The following is a 19,599-nucleotide window of genomic DNA, read 5'->3' on the forward strand; positions in this document are numbered from 1 at the left end:
AGGCAAAAAATACTTCTCTGTTGCATCCGGCGGCGGTACAGGACGTACACTTCATCCGGACAACATGGCAGCAGGACCGGCTTCCTACGGTATGACAGACACACTTGGACGTATGCATTCTGACGCACAGTTTGCAGGATCCTCTTCCGTACCGGCTCACGTAGAAATGATGGGTCTCATCGGAGCAGGAAACAATCCGATGGTTGGTATGACAGTAGCTGTTGCAGTTGCCATTGAAGAAGCTGCTAAAGAAGGAAAGTTCTAATAAATGCCGTATTTTCGGGATTTATAGAAGTAGTTAAAATTAACAAAGAGTAGAAAATACTAGGACATTTGTATACTATTTGTACATTATTTGTTAATAGTCATTTGTTAATCTTAAGCGGTACTTTGTAAAAACAGAGTGCCGCTTATTTTAATTTTTCCATTCATTAAGCAGTCTTGAAAGGCAAGATAATACGTAAAATTACGTAAAATATTGACATACGTAAGAATACGTGATATTATAGAAACATGATAAGGAAAGGAGATACAAAAGATGCCAATGACGCCGAAAGAGATGATCAAACATCTCAAGAAAAGCGGATTTGAGGAAGTGAGTCAGAATGGTTCACATGTAAAGCTGAAAAATTCCGCAACAGGAAGAACGGTAATCGTTCCTTATCACTCCAAAGCCATGAAAAAAGGGCTGGAGCAGGCAATACTGAAACAGGCAGGGCTGAAATAGGCCCTGTGCCTAAGATATGTAGTGGAGGTATCACGTATGAATAAGTTATTTTATCCAGCAGTATTTCATAAAGCAGAAGAGGGTGGATTTTGGGTAACTTTTCCTGATTTCCCGGAATGCTTCACAGAAGGAGACGATATGCCACAGGCTTACGAAATGGCCGTGGAGGCAATGGGGCTTGCGTTGAAAAGCAGGAAGAAGGAAGGAGAAGTTATTCCACAACCGACTGAAATTGACAAAATATGCCTAGATGATGGAACATTAGTAATCGTGGAATTTGATATGCTGGAGTATCAGAAGAAGCATAATTCCAGGGCGGTAAAAAAGACACTTAGTATTCCGGAATGGCTGAATGAAGAAGCAACTGCTATGGGAGTGAATTTTTCACAGGTTCTTCAGGAGGCATTGATGAATAAATTGAATATCAGTAAATAAGAAGGAAAAAGAGAATCTGGTTTCAGGTTCTCTTTTTAGATAGTGCCTATTTGCCGCGAATATGATATACTGGTTTGTAAGATATGTACGGATAAATGTAAAAAATTTACAGAAGAGAAAAGAGGGAATTTGCTGTGGATGAGAAAGAACGCAGGAAGAGAAAGCAGATGCTTGCAAAAAAGCGGAAAAAGCAGGTTATGAGGCAAAGACTTATGCTGGCTGCAGCCGGAATCGTGATCATATTGATCATTGTGATCTTTGCATCTGTAAGATCCTGTCAGAACAAGGCGGCGGAAACGGCGGCAAGGGAAAAAGCGGAACAGGAAAAAAAGCAGGCTGCGGAAGAAAAGGAAAATAATACACTTCGTCTCATGGCGGTGGGGGATAATCTGTACCATGATACAGTCCTTGCCCAGGGGAAACTGGAAAATGGCGGATGGAATTATGATTTTCTTTATGAAAATGTAAAGAAAGAAATAGAGAAAGCAGATATAGCCATTGTCAATCAGGAGGTTCCTCTTGTAGATGACGATGAAGACACGAGCGGGTATCCTACTTTTGGCACGCCGCTGGAAGCAGGAGATGCTCTTGTGAATGCCGGATTTGATGTTGTAACCATGGCGACGAACCACTCGTACGATAAGGGAAGCAAAGGAATTTCAGAGTCGCTTACTTTCTGGAGGGAAAGCCATCCGGATATTCCAGTTCTTGGCATACATGACAGCCAGGAAGATCAGGATAAGAACAGGGTTCAGATCATCAAAGAGAAGAACTTTAAGATTGCTATGATCAACTACACCACGTTGATCAATATCGGTGCAATGGTACCGGAAAATGAGTCCTATGCGGTAGATGTCTACGATGAAGAAACAGTAAAGGCAGATGTGGCGAAAGCAAAAGAGGAAGCCGATGTAGTCATCGTTTTCCTTCACACTGGTGTAGAGTACAAAAATGATGTAGACAATGCGACCCAGCAGAGGATCGATTTTCTCGCAGAACAAGGCGTGGATATTACGATCTGTGCACATCCTCATGTGATTCGCCCTTACGGCACAGTAGCCCGTCCGGACGGAAAAGATATGCTTGTGTACTATTCACTGGGCAATTTTGTTTCCGGACAGGAAGGAGTATCCCAGCTTTTGGAAGGCATGGCAGATATTACCCTTCAGAAGGACAAAGATACAGGGGAAGTGTCTGTGACAGCATGCTCTATGGTTCCCCTCGTCATGCACTATGAAGATGAATGGAAAAACTGCGGTGTATATCGGCTGGACGATTACACGGAAGAACTGGCAGCAAAACATGGCGTACATGGATTCTCACAGGAAGAATTTACGATGGACAGTATCAATCAGTATTTTGAACCGTTTTTACAGATTCAACAGCAGGAGACGGAGAATATGGAATAAAAAACAGGGTGCTTCTTTTCAAAAGAAGTACCCTGTTTTGGAAGGAATGGGGAAGTTCAGTATTTTATGAGTCATGGGAACACAGAGAACAAAACGAACGTACAAGTGAAGAAAGTTCGGCGATGACTTCCTCTTTGTCTACCACATCTCTGTGAGTATACCACCAGCGGGAAAGTTGGAAAAGCGCTCCGGAAAAGAGCTGCGCCAATATCTCCGGGGAAGCGGGAAGAGGCTGACCGGCTTTTTTGCGTTCCGTAAGATGATGTTCGAGGCTCGAAGTCAGTTCATCCTGATCCAGTACCATGAGAAGATTCAGGATACCTCCAGATTCCAGTGCCCTTGCAAGGTGCCACGCGTTTTCTTCCATGAAATCGAAAGCAGAGCGGATAGCGCTGATGTAAAATGTACATGGATCGTTGGTATCTGCCGTCTGTGCGGCGCGCATCATACTGGAATGCTGCAGCTCTTTGAGAAAAAATGTAAAAAAGTCAAATTTGTCGGAAAAGTGTTTATAAAAAGTGGCACGCCGGATCATGGCAAGTTCACACAGCTCGTTGACTGTGATATCCTCCAGCTTTTTTTCTGAAAGCAAGGCAGCGAATGCCCGGAACAGAGATTGGTATGTTTTTGTAACACGCAGATCGAGATTTTTTTCCATATGATTTTTCATTTGTTTTGATCCTCCTTGCAGGAAAAGAAATAGGACGAGAGATTAAAAAAGTATAAAAACTGTGAATTTTCTGTCAACTCATACATAAATAAAAGACAAAATAAATAATTATGTCAATTAATTATCAAAAAGGAAAGGGCTGTTCTCTTGACCCTTTTTTTGGAGCATATTATAATGCAAAGCGTAACAAATGTCAATTTACTGAAAAATGAGAATAGAGGAATTAACAGAATGAGCAAAGTGATAGGTATTGATCTTGGAACGACAAACAGCTGTGTTTCGGTTGTAGAGAACCAGACTCCGGTTATCATCCCGTGCAGTACCGGTGGACAGACTACACCGAGCGTTGTGGCATTTGCAAAGAATGGAGAGCGGATGGTAGGTGCCCAGGCCAGAAGACAGGCAGTCACAAATCCGGACAGAACGATCAGTTCCGTGAAGCGTCATATGGGAACAGACTGGGAAATAAGGATCGATGGGAAATCCTACAATCCTCAGATGATCAGTGCAATGATCCTCATGCAGTTGAAAAAAGATGCGGAAGCGTTTATCGGTGAACCGGTAACGGAAGCGGTCATTACTGTGCCGGCCTATTTTAATGATATCCAGCGGCAGGCAACGAAAGACGCAGGCCGCATTGCAGGCCTTGAGGTCAAACGGATTGTCAATGAACCGACAAGCGCAGCACTGTCTTATGGGCTGGATCACGGAGAGCCGCAGAAAGTTATGGTATATGACCTGGGAGGCGGGACGTTTGATGTGTCTGTTATCGAGATCGGAGAAGGTGTCATAGAAGTGTTGTCCACAGCAGGGGACAATCATCTCGGGGGCGATGATTTTGACGAGCGCATCACAGAATGGATCGTACAGAATTTCAAATCAGAATATCGAATCGATCTGAAGAAAGACTTTGCAGCCATGCAGCGCGTCCGGGAAGCAGCAGAACAGGCTAAAAAAGAACTCTCATCCGCTTTTAGTACCGAGATAACCCTGCCTTATCTGACACAGGCAAAAGGGGAACCTGTCCATCTGGATATGACACTTACCCGTACCAAGTTCGACGAACTGACCCAGGATCTTCTGGAGCGGACAAAAGAACCGGTGTACAGTGCGCTCCGCGACGCGGGAATAGCTGCGGGACAGCTTGGGAAAGTATTGCTTGTAGGCGGATCCACACGGATCCCTGCGGTTCAGGAACTGGTGCGTTCCCTGACAGGAAAGGAACCGTGAAAGCAGATCAATCCTGATGAATGTGTGGCAAAAGGTGCGGCGATCCTTGGAAGCACCCTTCAGGGAAATGGGTTGGTAGCTGCAGGAACCGAGAAGAATCTCCTCCTTTTGGATGTGACGCCGATGACGCTGTCCATTGAGACGGTAGGAGGTGTGGCAACCAGTCTGATCGACAGAAATACAACGCTCCCTACAAGGTATTCCAGAATCTTCAGTACCGCGGTGCCGTTTCAGAGCAGTGTGGAAATCCATGTGCTGCAAGGAGAAAGACCGATGGCAAGGGACAATAAGACCATCGGAAAATTCCGGTTAAAAGGGATTCAGAAAGCGCCTGCAGGTGTGCCGCAGATCGAAGTGACATTTGACATTGATGCAAATGGAATACTGAAGGTTTCAGCGGTAGATTTAAATACCGGAAAGAAACAGTCTATCACGATCACGACCAATGACAGGATGTCGGACGAAGAGATCGAGGCAGCGATACGAGATGCAAGGGAATATGCGGGGCAGGATCAGATGAGAAGGCAAGCCCTGGATCTTTGCGGGGATGCAAGAAGGATTGCAGGACAGGCGAATCAGCTTATCAGAGAAAATGGAAAATCCATGGAAAAGACGAAGAAAAAGCAGCTGAAAAAAGATTTGTCTGTGCTGGAAAAACAGCTGATGAGGTTTAAAGTAGACAAAGTATCTCAAAATGAAATGAACAATATGAAAGAAGCCATGGATGCTTTGGAACGATCTATGAAAGAAAGCGGGATGCAGTAAAGGAAAGGAGAACAAATGCTTCAAATCAAACATATCCGCAAGGAGTACCGGACGGGAAAGCTTGTACAAAAAGCTCTGGATAATGTGAGCCTGAATCTTCGGGACAATGAGTTTGTAGCTATTTTGGGACCGAGCGGGTCCGGGAAGACAACATTTTTAAATATCATCGGAGGACTGGATCGTTATGACAGCGGAGATTTGATCATCAACGGTATATCCACCAAACAATACAAAGACAGAGACTGGGATTCCTACCGGAATCACACGATCGGTTTTGTTTTCCAAAGCTATAATCTGATCCCGCATCAGACGATACTTTCCAATGTAGAGCTGGCTCTTACCATTTCCGGGGTCGATAAAAGTGAGAGGAAGGAGCGGGCCAAAAAAGCGCTGGAGCAAGTAGGACTTGGAGAGCAGGTACATAAAAAGCCAAACCAGCTCTCAGGCGGTCAGATGCAGAGAGTAGCTATTGCAAGAGCACTTGTGAACGACCCGGACATTCTCCTGGCTGACGAACCGACAGGAGCTCTTGACAGTGACACAAGTGTGCAGGTTATGGAACTTTTGCGGGAAGTGGCCAAGGATCGCCTTGTAGTAATGGTAACGCACAATCCGGAACTGGCAGATGAGTATGCCACGCGGATTGTAAGGATCCAGGATGGTAAGATTCAGGCCGACTCGGATCCGTTTGAAGTGGAAGAAGCTTCCCTTGAAAAACCATCTCATAAAAATATGGGGAAAGCCTCCATGACATTTTTAACGGCGTTGTCGTTAAGCTTTAACAATCTAAAGACAAAGAAAGCGAGGACGCTTTTGACTTCTTTTGCAGGATCTATTGGGATTATCGGGATTGCTTTGATCCTGTCACTCTCCACAGGAGTCAATGACTATATCCGGTCTGTCGAGGAGGAGACGCTCTCTGAATATCCGCTTCAGATTCAAAGCACAGGACTGGATTTCAGTTCTATGCTGGGAGGCGAAAACGGCGCGCAAGAGGAAAAGAGCGGGGATGTGAACGTAGTACAGATGGTTACCGACATGTTTTCCACTATGAACTCCAACGATCTGGAATCTCTCAAGTCTTACTTTGACAGCGGCAAGAGCAGGATAGAGGATTACACAAATGCAGTAGAGTACTCGTACAATGCGGTTCCGCAGATCTACCGCCAGGACAGAGATGGGGTCCGACAGGTCAATCCGGACAAATCTTTTGATGCACTGGGATTTGGGTCTGCAGCCGGGGCCAACAGCATGATGTCCTCCATGATGAGTACAGACATGTTTTATGAAATGCCGGAAAATGAAAATCTGTATAAAGATCAGTATGAAGTGGCGGCAGGGCGCTGGCCGGAGAAATATAACGAATGTGTGGTCGTCCTGACTTCCGGAGGAAGTATCAGCGATTTTATGCTTTACACACTGGGGCTTAGAGATTCTGTAGAGCTGGATGAAATGATCCGTCAGTTTATCAACGAAGAGGACATTCAGACTCCGGATGACATGGGGTCTTATTCTTACGAAGATATTCTTGGTATTCAGTTCAAGCTTGTAAACAGTGCGGATTACTATGAATATGACAGTCAATATCATGTCTGGAAAGATAAGACAGACAATGAGGTATATATTGAATCCCTTGTGGATGCGGGAGAAGATATTACTGTTGTAGGTATCGTAAAGCCGGCGGAAGACGCGAATGTGGTCTCTCTTACTCCGGGTATCGGATACCCTTCCTCTTTGACCAAACATGTGATAAAGCAGGCAGAAAAAAGCAATATCGTAAAGCAGCAAATGGAAAATCCGGAAACGAATGTGTTCACAAATGAGGCTTTTGGTTCAGAGGAAAGCGAAAATGAACTGGATATGAATTCGCTTTTTACAGTCGATACGCAGGCCATCCAAAATGCGTTTGGATTTGATGAGAAAGCTATTTCTCAGGGAATGGCCGGAGCACTCGATATGTCGGATGTTTTCGCGGACAGCGGAAGCTCGATGGACTTGTCGGGATTTCTTGACTTAAGCAAGATTCAGATCGACCTCCCAGGTTCAGCAGACATGAATATGGGAGACATGATGGGAGAGATAAAGATACCGATATCGGAAGATGGTATGGAGCAGATGGCTTCCGGGCTTTTGGCGGGATACGAAGAGTATATAAAGACACACCCGGATGCAGACTATTCCAAACTGGGAGAATATTTCCAGGCATATCTAGCGACACCGGAAGCACAGGAAATCCTGAAATCTGCAATGGCAGATATCATCAAGGACAATGGGAATGTGACTGCTTCAAAAGAACAGCTTCAGGCAATGATGAAGGAACTGCTGGAAGGATATGCCGAGTATGCGGCGGACAATGGGTATACGGATCCAGATAAATTTGATGACTATCTGCTTGAATACCTGCAGACAGAAGAAGCCGGCAAAATCCTGGATAAATGGGGCGGAGAAATTTTCCACATCAGCCAGGATGTAACCATCACATCGGAACAGATGAAGGAGCTTACCGATAAACTGATGGCTGGATATATGGAATATGCTGCTGCCAACGACCTTCCGGATCCAGGCTCCATCAATGCATCTTTTATCCAGTATCTCAATACGCCGGAAGGAAAGATGGCACTCAGTGCGGAAATTGCAGGGATGATCGATATGGAAAGTATGGAGCAGCAGATAAGTTCGTCCATTGAAAGCTATATGCAGACCGCCATGGGAAGCTATACAGAGACAGTTTCTCAGACTCTTGGGACACAGGTGGCATCTGCCATGCAGCAAGCCGTAGGACAGATGGCAGAAAGTATGCAGCAGGCTATGGAGCAGGCGATGCAGAATGTTGGGACCACTCTGGAGAAAACCATGGGAGACGCCATGCAGATCGATGCGGACGCATTTTCCGATGCGTTCCAGATGAATATGTCGGAAGAAGATTTGATGGAGCTGATGATGTCGTTCGGATCCAAAGAAGACGCGTCATATGACAGCAATCTTCAGACACTTGGCTACGCAGATTTTGACAGCCCTTCCGCTATCGATATTTATCCGACAGATTTTGAAAGCAAAGAGCAGGTAGTAAAGATCCTGGATGATTACAACAGTCAGATGGAAAAAGAGGGGAAGGAAGAACAGGTTATCACATATACGGATATGGTAGGGACGTTGATGTCTTCTGTGACGGCTATCATTGACACGATCAGCTATGTGCTGATCGCATTCGTAGCGATTTCTCTCATCGTATCATCCATTATGATAGGGGTTATCACATATATCAGTGTGTTGGAACGAAAAAAAGAGATTGGTATCCTGCGTGCTATCGGAGCATCCAAAGGCAATATCTCTCAGGTGTTCAACGCAGAGACTGTCATCATTGGATTTTGTGCTGGTCTGATTGGTATCGTGATCACGCTGCTCCTTTTGATTCCGGGCAATGCGCTGATCCATCATCTGTCCGGCTCTGATGAGATCAATGCGGTGCTGCCGATTATTCCGGCGGTAATTCTTGTATTTCTAAGTGTAGGACTCACTGTCCTGGGAGGCCTGATCCCATCAAAGAAAGCCGCAAAGAGTGACCCTGTGACGGCGCTTCGGACAGAATAAAATTATGTTATATCAGACAGAGGGGATATATCAAGATCTGAATGAACTTGAAATATTTTCTCTGTCTGTTTTAAAATAAAATAGAAAGAATTGTAAGGAGGAGTGTCCATGTCTGTGAAAAAAGTAAACGATGTGATAGAGCAGATCAACAAAATCATACTTGGAAAAGAGAAGATTGTACGGGAAGTAATGCTGGCCTTTCTCGCCAACGGGCATATCCTTCTGGAAGATATCCCGGGAGTTGGGAAGACGACGATGGCACTTGCTTTTTCGAAATCTATGGATCTTCAGTACAAGAGGATCCAGTTTACTCCGGATGTCCTTCCATCTGATCTGACTGGGTTTTCCATTTATATGAGGGGAGAAGAACAGTTTGTGTATCAGGCGGGAAGCGTGTTCTGCAACCTGCTTTTGGCTGATGAGATTAACCGGACATCGCCTAAGACGCAGTCGGCTCTTCTGGAGGTAATGGAGGAAAGAAGTGTTACAGTAGAGGGAGTTACCCGTGAAGTGCCGCTTCCTTTTCTCGTAATTGCCACCCAAAATCCTTTCGGAAGTGTGGGAACACAGATGCTCCCGGAAGCGCAGGTGGACCGTTTTATGATTAGTATGTCTGTAGGATATCCGGATTTTGAAAGCGAACTTGCCATGGCTATGGAAATAGAGGAGAAGAGCCGTATGGATACTCTGAAAAAGATCATGGATGCCGAGACGCTGTTGGAAATGCAGCGTGAGACAGCGGGGATATATATTCACGAGTCTGTTTATCGCTATATTGTCGAGCTTGTGCGGAAGACACGGCAGCATGAGCTGCTGGAACGAGGAGGGAGTCCGCGAGCCACGATCGCGCTTGTCAAGATGGCTCGGGCTGCTGCATGGATGGATGGCCGTTCGTTTGTTGTTCCGGGGGATGTGGAGGAACAGTTCCCATATATTATGAAACACAGAGTTTCGCTAAGCGGAAGCGCCAGAACACAGAACAGGACAAAAGAGTCAATTTTACAGGAAATCAGCGCATCGGTCAGGAAGCCGGCGCTTGGGGCGGAAAAATGAAAAAAATAGTTTTTATGCTGTTGATTGTTATCACATGGTATGTAGGAGGAATGTACCACGTTCCTGCATTTCTTCTTCTTGCGGCGGCCGAAATTCTCGTATTTATCCTGATGTTTCTCACTGCCCTGTATCTGAAGGCAAAGGTAGGAGTGCAGTTTCCCAAAAGTCTGGAAGAAATCCGCAAAAATGAACAGAAAGGAAGTTCCCTTTGTCTTGTGAACAAAGGATCCATACCGGCAAGCAGAGTCTGGGTACAAATGAGATATAGTTATGACAGAGAACGCAGAAAAAAGAAGCTGCTGTACAAAGGATATGTAGGGAAAAAAGAGAAGCAGGAGTTCTCATATTTCATAGAGGCACCACACTGTGGAATCATAAAGACAGAAATCCGAAAGGTAGAGATTGCGGACTATTTCGGACTGTTTCGGAAGAAGAAGAAAGAAAATCTGAGTCAGGAAATCGCAGTATTTCCACCGGAGAGGTATATGAAGATTTGCTTTGCGGAACAGACTTGGGATGATGGGGAGAGGAGCGCGCAAGGTGCAGCAGTGCCATTCTCACATAGCCAGAATGATCATTATCAGATCCGAGAGTATGTGCAAGGTAATCAGAAACGACGGATCCACTGGAATCTAAGCGCCCGGACAGAAACACTTCTCGTCAAAGAGTATCCGCCGGAATCTGGAAAATGGGAGGAACTCTTTGTAGATCTGGAGAAGCCGCAGTCAGATTCAGAACAAAAAAAGGATGCTTTTTATGAACTTCTATACGCGTGTCTTCTTGGACTTTTTCGGGCTGCAGATGGGGTATGCGTAAAGTGGTATGAGGAAACCGGAAAAGTTTGCAGGGTACAGATCATGGGAGAGGCAGATGTAAGAGAAGTTTTGCTTCAATTGTTCCGGACAGAGGGAGAATGGATAAAGGGCACACAGACGGAGGCGGATAAAGAAAGCGGTGGATTCTGTCTCAACCGGGATCTTGGACTGTATCACAAGGGGAAATTGGCTGTTCAGTTCACAGAAGAACAGTTTGAAAGAGAATTGGAGCAAGAGATTTGGATTGCATAAAGGGGAGCGGACGATGAAAAAAAAGGAGATAGGACAGATTAGAAAAATATGGGGAGACAGGCTCTCCTGCCTTGTATTTTTGATGTCGGGAGCATGTGGAATACTGTCCATGTTCGCACTATCAGAAAATATCCGCTGCAGTTTGGCGGTTTCCATTACTGCGGCGGCGGCCGCCGCCGTTTTTTTCTCTTTTCTTTACAAAAGGAAAAAGAGGACAATGCTTGCTGGGAGTGCGATGTTTCTGGCAGGGTTCCTGTGTGCAGCCATAGTTTTTAGAAAAGTACTTTTTCCCCAATATGAACACCTTCGCGAATGCATTGGAGGGATCGCACAAGGAGAGAAAGATGTGACTGCAGTGGTGGTGTCTTTCTGCCTTTTTGCGATCTTTTTGTTATTTGTTTTGGAAGTGCGGCAAACCAATCGCTGGATTCTCTGCCTCGTCTCCAATCTTTTACTTTTATCTGCTCCTTTTCTTGGGCTTAGGCCGGGAGTTCCTTCGGTTCTCCTGCTTGGATGTTTTCAGCTCGTATTCTGGGGAGTCCATATGCCAAAAAAGCAGACAAGAGAAGAAGACGAAAAACAGCGTGTCAAAGGCGAAATCCGCAGTCTTCTGTGGAAAGGGATGGCGGCAGTCCTTTTGATTTCCATGATTTTTACACAGTTTGGCAGTGAATGGATGTACGATGCGGCTTACAAGGCAGAAGGCTCGATCCAAAAAGCGGTCAAGAGAATCAGCGGAACAGCAGACAGACCATCGGATGGGACGATCAACCGGGGAAATCTCTATCCAGCAGGGACAAAACAGTTGGATTTGTGGGTTTCTCACAGACCCAATGAGACAATTTCTGCAATGTATTACTTTATGAATCTGGTCATGCAGTGGGAGCGATCGGAAGACAATTCCCGTTATCTTTCCATACATTATATGGGGGATCCGTTTTCTGAATGGTATGTCCCATATTTCAGCATGCCATACCACCAAGACTGGGATGAGATGAAAAAAGGATTTACGTTCACATATATGGAACAGGCAGATATTGAGACAGACTGGGATCAGATCACACAATTCCAGCAGTATAAAATCTATTATGAGCAGCTGCAGGATGAGTACGCTGCCATTGCAAAGGAGACATACACAGAAGTGCCCGAAAAGCAGATCCCGAGGCTTGCAGAATTTTGCAGTTCCCATCCAAAAGAAGGGGTTGAAGAGATTACAGCTTTTATCCTGGATACTCTGAATGAAAGCGCGTCTTACACAAGGACTCCGGGAATGAGTCCCTTTAACCGGGATCCCGTGGAATATTTTCTGTTTGACAGTCGGGAAGGTTACTGTCAGCATTTTGCATCCGCTGCGGTTTTAATGTTTCGAATGTATGGAATTCCGGCCAGATATGCAGCCGGATACGCAGTTTCTCCTTCCGATTTTACGGAAAATGAGGATGGATGGCATGCGGAAGTGACCGATGAAGCGGCTCATGCCTGGCCGGAAATATTCGTGGAAAATGTGGGATGGATACCGGTAGAGGCGACACCGTCCGCCAGAGGGGAAATGACCGTGTATCCGGGAATGGATGAGGAGGTTTTAAGGGCAGAACTGAATGTACAGACAGTGGTGTATATTGTGAGTAAAGCGGCGTTCAGCAGAGAAGCTGTCACAGAAGAAGAAGAACGGAATGTAAAAAAGTTCTGTCTTATTGTAACGGAAAGGGTATACGGATCACTCCCTAGGAGAAAGAGGATACTCTGTCAAATTCGAAAACTCTGGGATGGAAATCCGATTTAAAAAGGTATATACTGAAAAGAAGATAAAACAGGTTTATGAGCCGGAAAGGAAGGACGAAATGGAATTACAGACGGTTTTGGAGAAAAGAAGAAGCATCAGAGAATACCGTACCGATAAGGTGGAGGACGATAAGATCCGGGAGATCATTCGCGCCGGGATTCTGGCGCCGTCTTGGAAAAACTCACAGGTTACCCGATATTATGCTGTAAGATCAGAGGAAATGCTTGGAAAAGTAAGGGAAGCTCTGCCGGAGTTTAATCAGAAGAATACGAAGAATGCTCCGCTGCTGCTCGTCACTACGATCGTAACCAATCGCTCCGGGTTTAATCCGGATGGTACGCCATCCAATGAGCTTGGAAACGGATGGGGATATTACGACTGCGGTATGAGCAATATGAATATGATACTGAAAGCGACGGAATTAGGGTTATCCACTCTTGTTATGGGTATCAGGGACGAGAAGAAATTAAGAGATGTGCTGGAAATTCCGGAAGAAGAAGCAGTTGTAGCTGTCATCGGGGTAGGTTACAGCGATGCAGCACCGGCTATGCCAAAGCGAAAGGCAGTCGATGATATTACAAAATTTTATTAGAAAGATCAGCTGGATAGAGGTATGGCCCGCAAGCAGGATAGAAACACTGCTTGCGGGTCTTTTTTTTGTATACGTGCAATGTGACGATGTAAAAAGAATGACATAAATAAAACGATTTACCTATAAGTGAAAATAGACAAAAAAGCAGAAGTTTATTATGCATAATCACGAATAAAAAATAGTTAATTATGAAAAATGATGAAAATAATTTGAAAATTTAGTCGAATTATGACGATTGAAATAAAAGATTCATAGGGTTATAATCAGCATAAAGGGATAGGAAAAACGCTTTACCAAGCGTGAAATCAAGGATTATAAGGAGGAATCATTATGAGAAACAGAAGAATGAAACTTACGGCGGCATTACTGACAGCGGCACTGACATGCGGAATGCTGGCTGGATGTCAAGGGACAGGCGAAGGTGGAAACAATCAGAAAGGGGAAGCCGGAGGAGAAAAAAGCGGTAAGACGAAAATTGCGTTTATCCCACAGCTTGTCGGTATTCCGTATTTTTCAGCTATGGAAGAAGGAGGAGAAAGAGCAGCCAAAGATCTGGGAGTGGAATACCTGTATACAGGAGCAACGCAGGCAAACGCAGCGGAACAGGTCAAGATCATGGATAGTCTTATCAAACAGGGAGTAGATGCTATTTCTCTTTCAGTACTTGACAGCTCTTCCACAAATCCGTACATCGAAAAAGCGCAGGAAGCGGGAATCCATGTCTATACAGCAGATTCAGATGCTCCGGACAGCACTCGTGAATTTTATGTAGCTCAGGCATCCGATGAAGATCTTGGAAGGACACTGATGGACAGATTGGCTGCGCAGATCGGAGAAAAAGGAAAGGTTGGTATCGTGTCGGGAGAGTCTACAGCTACCAACTTAAATACATGGATTTCTTTTATGCAGAAACAGCAGGAAGAAAAATATCCAGACATTGAGATTGTGGATATTCGTTATACGCAGGGAGGAAGCAGCGAGCAGGCATTAAAGCAGGCTCAGGAGCTGATGACAAGATATCCGGATCTGAAAGGGCTGATTGCCGTGGCATCGTCTACTGTTCCGGGAGTTGCACAGGCTGTGGAACAGGAGGGAAAAACAGGAGAAGTGGCAGTTATTGGATACGGATCACCGGAGACGGTAAAACCTTTTATCGATTCCGGAGTAATGGAAGAATCCATTATGTGGGATGCGGAGGCACTTGGATATCTTGACGTGTGGGCAGGTGTTCAGGTAGTAGAAGGAAAAGAATTCCAGGAAGTAAATGAAGTGGAAGGACTGGAAAATCCGGTAACATGGAATGAAGAGACAAAGACGCTCCTTCTTGGCGATCCTCTGATCATCAACAAAGACAATGTGGATGACTATGATTTCTAAGATAAATCAACCCTTTTCATATTCAGAAAGGAGACAACAGGTGTGGCAAAAGAAATTATTTTAAAGGCCGAGTCTGTCAGCAAATCCTTCGGGGGAGTTAAGGCTTTGCAGAATGTGAGTTTTGAACTGCAAAAAGGAGAAGTTCTGGCAGTGGTAGGAGAAAATGGTGCCGGAAAATCAACGCTGATGAAAATTATAGCCGGTGCATTGAAGAATGATGAGGGTTCTCTCTATTTTGAAGGAAAGAAATTGGAACTTCATTCCCCGCTGGATGCAGCAAAGATAGGAATCTCTATCGTATACCAGGAACCGAATATTTTTGCAGATATGTCGGTGTTGGAAAACATTTTTATGGGAAATGAGGTTGTGGGAAAAGGCGGGACGATAAAATGGACTCAAATGTACAAGGAAGCGGTGGAAGCTTTAAAGCTTGTCGGGCTGGATGGAAAGATCCTGCCGCTCACGATGAGTGAACTTTCCATCGGAAATCAACAGCTTGTTCTCATAGCAAGAGGGATTTATAAGAAGTGCAAAATCCTCATTCTGGATGAGCCGACTTCTATTCTCAGCCATAATGAGTCAGAGAAACTGTTTGAGATTATTGAAGAATTGAAGGAAAAAGGCGTCAGCATCATGTACATCAGCCACAGAATTCCGGAAATTCTAAGAATTTCTGACAATATCATTGTTCTCCGGGATGGTTGCCTTACAGGGACCCTTTCTCCGAAAGAGATTTCTGAAGAAACGATCATTACAGCTATGTCTGGAAGAGAGATCAATATGAGTGTGTACCAGGAAAGAAAACAGGAAGCGGAGGCGATACTGGAAGTGAAAAACCTTTCTCTGGGATCTGTGTACCAAGATGTGTCGTTCTGTGTGAGGCCGGGCCAGATTTTAGGAATGTACGGACTTGTGGGAGCCGGGCGGTCAGAAATAGCAAGGGCTGTCTTTGGCGAGACAAATGCCCAGAGTGGTCAGATCCTGTTTGAGGGAGAGGATATCACACATATCAATATTAACCAGGCAGTGGAGCGGCGGATCTTTTATGTGCCGGAAGACAGAGGTGCGCAGGGACTGTTTGATATACATTCTGTTAAAGATAACATGAGTGTATCTTTTTTAGACAGTCTTTCCAATAAAATCGGAATCATCGACAAGAAAAAGGAAAAGCAGGTTGTCCGGGAGAACATAGAAAAATACAGCATCAAGACGCCAAATCAGGAAATCAGCGTAAACAGCCTGAGCGGCGGTGGCCAGCAGAAAGTGTTGTTCTGCCGTTGGCTTCTGCAGAAGCCGAAAGTCCTTATCCTGGATGAGCCGACAAGAGGAATCGATGTCATGACAAAGACGGAAATTCACAAATATATCATGGAGCTTGCACAGGAAGGGGTGGCTGTCATCGTCATTTCATCTGACCTTCCGGAAGTGATGGAGTTGAGTGACAACATCATTACACTGTATAAAGGGAAGGTAACTGCACGGTTTGACAGAGAGACGGTAACAGAAGAAGATATCTTGAAAAATGCATTGAATTTAAGCGAAGAATAGCAGGAGGGATTGCATGACAGCGAAAGAAAAGGTATACGAATGGATCGAAAAAAATCAGGATGAAGTGGTAGGATTACTGAAAAAGCTGATCCAGGTGCCAAGTGTGAATCCATATTTTGATGAAGAGAAAACATATATGAAGGAAGGCGATGCGCAGAAAGTTCTCAGAGAATATTTGGATGAAATGGGAATGGAGACCGAATTTACATATCCAAATGCAGAAGAGTTGGCCTCATATGAAGGAAAACCGGGTTACTATGCGGATCACACATTTGATGACAGACCAAACCTTTACGGAATATTAAGAGGGACCGGTGGAGGAAAATCCATGATGTTGTCCGGACATATTGACGTCGTGCAGAGAGGATCCAAATGGACAAGAGATCCATTCGGCGCCGAAATAGAAGAAGGCCGTCTCTATGGGCGCGGAGCAGTAGACATGAAAGGCGGAATCGCAGCCATGACAGCAGCGGTAAAGGCAATCCGGGAATGCGGACTGAAACTGAAAGGCGATGTGTCTGTCGGCACAGTCGTGGACGAAGAGGCTGGAGGAATGGGAACACTCGCTCTTGTAGCACACGGCTATCGGGCGGATGGATGCCTGATAACGGAACCGACCCATTTGAAGATCGCCCCATTATGCAGAGGAATTTTGTGGGGAAAACTTACAGTTGAAGGAAGGGCAGGACATATTGAGCTGAAACAGGGAGATTTCCGTACAGGGGGTGCAGTGGACGCCATTGACAAAGCAGCGCTTTATCTGGAACATTTCAGAAGGCTGAACAAAGAGTGGAGTGTGACAAAAGAACACAAATATCTTCCAATACCGTGTCAGCTCCATGTGGCTCAGTTTGAGGCAGGAGAATATCCGACCACATTTGCAAACAGGGCAGTCCTTACTTTTAATGCACAGTATCTTCCTTCCGAAAAAGATGAAAATGGTCTGGGATCCCATGTCAAAGCCGAGATTGAAGAATTTGTAAAACAGGTCGCCCTTACAGATCCGTGGCTGAAAGATAACCAGCCGACGATCGAGTGGCTCATCGATGCAGACTGCGGCGAAACACTGGATGATCAGCCGTTTTTCCAGACAGTGTGCGAGAGTGCAAAAGAAGTGAATCCGGAGTCTGTCGTGGAAGGAATCTGCTGTCATACAGATATGGGATGGTTTTGCAATGTAGGTATTCCTACGCTCAACATCGGGCCCGGTGATCCACGACTTGCACATCAGGCGGACGAATTCATCGAAATAGAGGAACTTGTGAAATGTACGAAAATGATTGCATCAATTTTGATGGACTGGTGTGAGGTGCAGACAGATTAGAAAAATGGAGGGAATAGCAGATGTTTAAAAAATATGTTCCGAAACCGGGGCGGAGAGAATATGTGACATTTCTGCTTCTGTTTCTGGAGATCATCCTCTTTGGTATACTGGCGCCGAATTTTCTCACGGTGGACAATCTGATTCGGGTCGTACAGAACAACGCGGAGATCGCACTTGTAAGTATCGGGATGACAATCGTTATGCTTCTTGGCGGAATCGATCTCTCAGTTGGTTCCGTGATGGGAGTCATTGCCATCGTCATTGGATATATGCTCCAGGCAAACGTCAATATTTTTCTTATTGTGGCAGCAGCAATTGGAATTGGTGTGGCTGTAGGATTTTTAAATGGGTTTCTGGTGGCAAAGTTTAACATACCGGATATGATTGTGACTATCGCTACAATGAATATATGGAAAGCAGTTATATTTGCGTTGCTTGGAGGAAAATGGCTGACAGGGCTAAATCCAAGTTATGGTGTCATTACAAGAGCAAAGATTTTTGGAATTCCGGTTCTTCTTTTATTTATCGTTGCAGTTTATGCGCTTTTCTATTATTTCCTGATGTACAGGAAATTCGGGCGCCACATCTATGCGACAGGATGTAATCCGCAGTCTGCAAACTTAAGCGGGATCAACATCAAGAAGATCAAGCTGATATCATACTGTATTTCCGGCGGGATTGCAGCTATCGCAGCCATGCTCTACATTGCCAGAATGGGAAGTGTAGAGATGACGATAGGATCTGATCTGCCGATCGCATGTATCGCGGCAGTAACTATCGGCGGGACAGGGGCAAAGGGAAACGGAAAACGCGGAAGCGTGATCGGAACACTTGCGGGAGTCCTTTTCATCGCTTTTTTGAAAAATGGAATTGTAATTCTTGGAATCCCATCTCTGCTTGAGAACTGTTTTATCGGATCATTGATCGTCCTGTCTGTATTATTCGATGCGGTTACAGGGAATAAGACATTCGGCAAAAAACGGAAGGAGGCGTCAGCATGAGAAAACTTGCTTTTTCAATAGCAAAAAGCAGAACTAAATTCCTATTCCTGCTTTTTGTGATCGAAATCATCATTCTTTCCTGTATAAGCCCGTATTTTTTCAATATGAATAATCTGCTTCAAGTAACACAGTTTGGTGCAACATTGACGTTACTTTCGCTGGGGGAAGCACTGGTTATGATCAGCGGAAGAGATGGTATCGATATTTCTGTAGGGTCTGCCATGAGTCTTTCGGGAGTAATCTTCGGGCTGGCGGTTATGAATGGATGCAATATTCTGACTGCTTCCATCATCACGCTTCTGGGAGGTGTTGTCCTTGGTGCCGTCAACGGTCTTTTAATAGCGGTAGCAAAAGTACCGGCGCTGATCGCGACACTGGGAACGCAGTACATATACAGCTCTCTTGCACTTTATCTCACAGGAGGTATTCCTATCAGTGGATTCCCGGACAGTTTTTCCTTTTTATCTCTGGAAAGTACATTTGGGATCCCAAACCAGATTCTGTTTGTCGTAATTCCGGTGTCAGTCCTTGTATTTATTCTTGTCTATAAGATGAAATTTGGACGGAGAGTATATCTGATGGGGACAAACCCGGAAGCGGCAAAATTTACAGGCATACGCGAACGAAAGGTCAGAGCCATGGTTTATGTGCTGGCAGGAGTGCTTGCTTCCATAAGCGCTATTATCAATAATTCCTGGCTGATGACGGCCAGGGCAGATGCAGGAACTGGAATGGAAATGCAGGCTATTACAGTAGCGGTATTGGGAGGCATTGGAGTGGCCGGAGGAATCGGTCATCTTGGCGGTGTGCTGATCGGCGTTGTGATTATTACGATGTTAAATTCCGGACTTCAGATTGCAAATGTCAATTCTGTATGGCAGCTTGCTGCTCTTGGGTTCATCCTGATCATTGCGATCATTTTAAATCAGCTGATGAGCCGATTCGTGCTAAGTGTGGAAAAGGCTAAAAAAGAATAGTCTGCAAATAAAAAGTCAAGCAGAAACAAGCAGAAATTAATGAACTTTGA

15 protein-coding genes and 1 pseudogene are annotated in these 19,599 nt (G+C 45.0%); 15 read left to right on the plus strand and 1 reads right to left on the minus strand.

Annotation, left to right across the window (positions count from 1 at the left end):
* The 4 genes from ACLROL_RS10800 to ACLROL_RS10815 all read left to right on the plus strand — a co-directional run.
* On the plus strand, positions 1–265 hold a 265-nt coding region (locus ACLROL_RS10800; RefSeq protein WP_413067816.1), incomplete at its 5' end, for a GGGtGRT protein.
* A gap of 273 nt (positions 266–538) precedes the next feature.
* Positions 539–727: a type II toxin-antitoxin system HicA family toxin gene (locus ACLROL_RS10805; RefSeq protein WP_221919156.1), complete on the plus strand. Its 189-nt coding sequence runs from the start codon at positions 539–541 to the stop codon at positions 725–727.
* Between the two features lie 36 nt (positions 728–763).
* Positions 764–1,162, plus strand: coding sequence for a type II toxin-antitoxin system HicB family antitoxin (locus ACLROL_RS10810; RefSeq protein WP_087212750.1), 399 nt, complete (start codon positions 764–766; stop codon positions 1,160–1,162).
* A 134-nt stretch (positions 1,163–1,296) separates the two neighbouring features.
* The gene (locus ACLROL_RS10815) at positions 1,297–2,571 is read left to right on the plus strand and encodes a CapA family protein (protein WP_413067817.1); all 1,275 of its coding nucleotides are present in this window, start codon (positions 1,297–1,299) and stop codon (positions 2,569–2,571) included.
* Positions 2,572–2,635: 64 nt separating this feature from the next.
* On the opposite strand, the gene ACLROL_RS10820 is transcribed toward ACLROL_RS10815, so the two are convergent.
* On the minus strand, positions 2,636–3,241 hold the full coding sequence (locus tag ACLROL_RS10820) for a TetR/AcrR family transcriptional regulator (RefSeq protein ID WP_413067818.1): 606 nt from the start codon (positions 3,239–3,241) through the stop codon (positions 2,636–2,638).
* Between the two features lie 231 nt (positions 3,242–3,472).
* Between ACLROL_RS10820 and dnaK the strand changes: the two are divergent.
* The 11 genes and pseudogenes from dnaK (at position 3,473) to ACLROL_RS10875 (ending at position 19,549) form a co-directional block, all read left to right on the plus strand.
* Positions 3,473–5,236, plus strand: a pseudogene (gene dnaK / locus ACLROL_RS10825) (molecular chaperone DnaK).
* Between the two features lie 15 nt (positions 5,237–5,251).
* Entirely contained in the window at positions 5,252–8,827 is a 3,576-nt protein-coding gene (locus tag ACLROL_RS10830; RefSeq protein WP_413067819.1) for an ATP-binding cassette domain-containing protein, read from the plus strand.
* 108 nt (positions 8,828–8,935) lie between these two features.
* Positions 8,936–9,880 (plus strand): AAA family ATPase, encoded by a 945-nt coding sequence (locus tag ACLROL_RS10835; protein ID WP_413067820.1) that lies wholly within the window; start codon positions 8,936–8,938, stop codon positions 9,878–9,880.
* Complete coding sequence (locus ACLROL_RS10840) at positions 9,877–10,947, plus strand: DUF58 domain-containing protein (protein ID WP_413067821.1); 1,071 nt, start codon at positions 9,877–9,879, stop codon at positions 10,945–10,947. Before ACLROL_RS10835 ends, ACLROL_RS10840 begins: the two co-directional genes overlap by 4 nt.
* Before the next feature lie 13 nt (positions 10,948–10,960).
* A complete protein-coding gene (locus tag ACLROL_RS10845) occupies positions 10,961–12,730 on the plus strand; it encodes a transglutaminase-like domain-containing protein (RefSeq protein WP_413067822.1) in 1,770 nt (589 codons plus the stop codon).
* 58 nt (positions 12,731–12,788) lie between these two features.
* Positions 12,789–13,322: a nitroreductase family protein gene (locus ACLROL_RS10850; RefSeq protein WP_087212813.1), complete on the plus strand. Its 534-nt coding sequence runs from the start codon at positions 12,789–12,791 to the stop codon at positions 13,320–13,322.
* Between the two features lie 330 nt (positions 13,323–13,652).
* Positions 13,653–14,699 carry an autoinducer 2 ABC transporter substrate-binding protein gene (locus ACLROL_RS10855; RefSeq protein WP_288723395.1) on the plus strand — a complete coding sequence of 349 codons (1,047 nt, stop codon included), beginning with the start codon at positions 13,653–13,655 and terminating at the stop codon, positions 14,697–14,699.
* Between the two features lie 42 nt (positions 14,700–14,741).
* Positions 14,742–16,247 (plus strand): sugar ABC transporter ATP-binding protein, encoded by a 1,506-nt coding sequence (locus tag ACLROL_RS10860; RefSeq protein ID WP_087199431.1) that lies wholly within the window; start codon positions 14,742–14,744, stop codon positions 16,245–16,247.
* Between the two features lie 13 nt (positions 16,248–16,260).
* Entirely contained in the window at positions 16,261–17,571 is a 1,311-nt protein-coding gene (locus ACLROL_RS10865) for an ArgE/DapE family deacylase (RefSeq protein WP_087199433.1), read from the plus strand.
* Positions 17,572–17,591: 20 nt separating this feature from the next.
* Positions 17,592–18,572 (plus strand): ABC transporter permease, encoded by a 981-nt coding sequence (locus tag ACLROL_RS10870; protein ID WP_087199435.1) that lies wholly within the window; start codon positions 17,592–17,594, stop codon positions 18,570–18,572.
* The gene (locus tag ACLROL_RS10875) at positions 18,569–19,549 is read left to right on the plus strand and encodes an ABC transporter permease (protein WP_087199437.1); all 981 of its coding nucleotides are present in this window, start codon (positions 18,569–18,571) and stop codon (positions 19,547–19,549) included. Before ACLROL_RS10870 ends, ACLROL_RS10875 begins: the two co-directional genes overlap by 4 nt.
* Positions 19,550–19,599: the final 50 nt, after the last annotated feature.

It is taken from the genome of Sellimonas sp. (assembly GCF_047234585.1).
In the GTDB taxonomy this organism is placed as follows: domain Bacteria; phylum Bacillota; class Clostridia; order Lachnospirales; family Lachnospiraceae; genus Sellimonas; species Sellimonas caecigallum.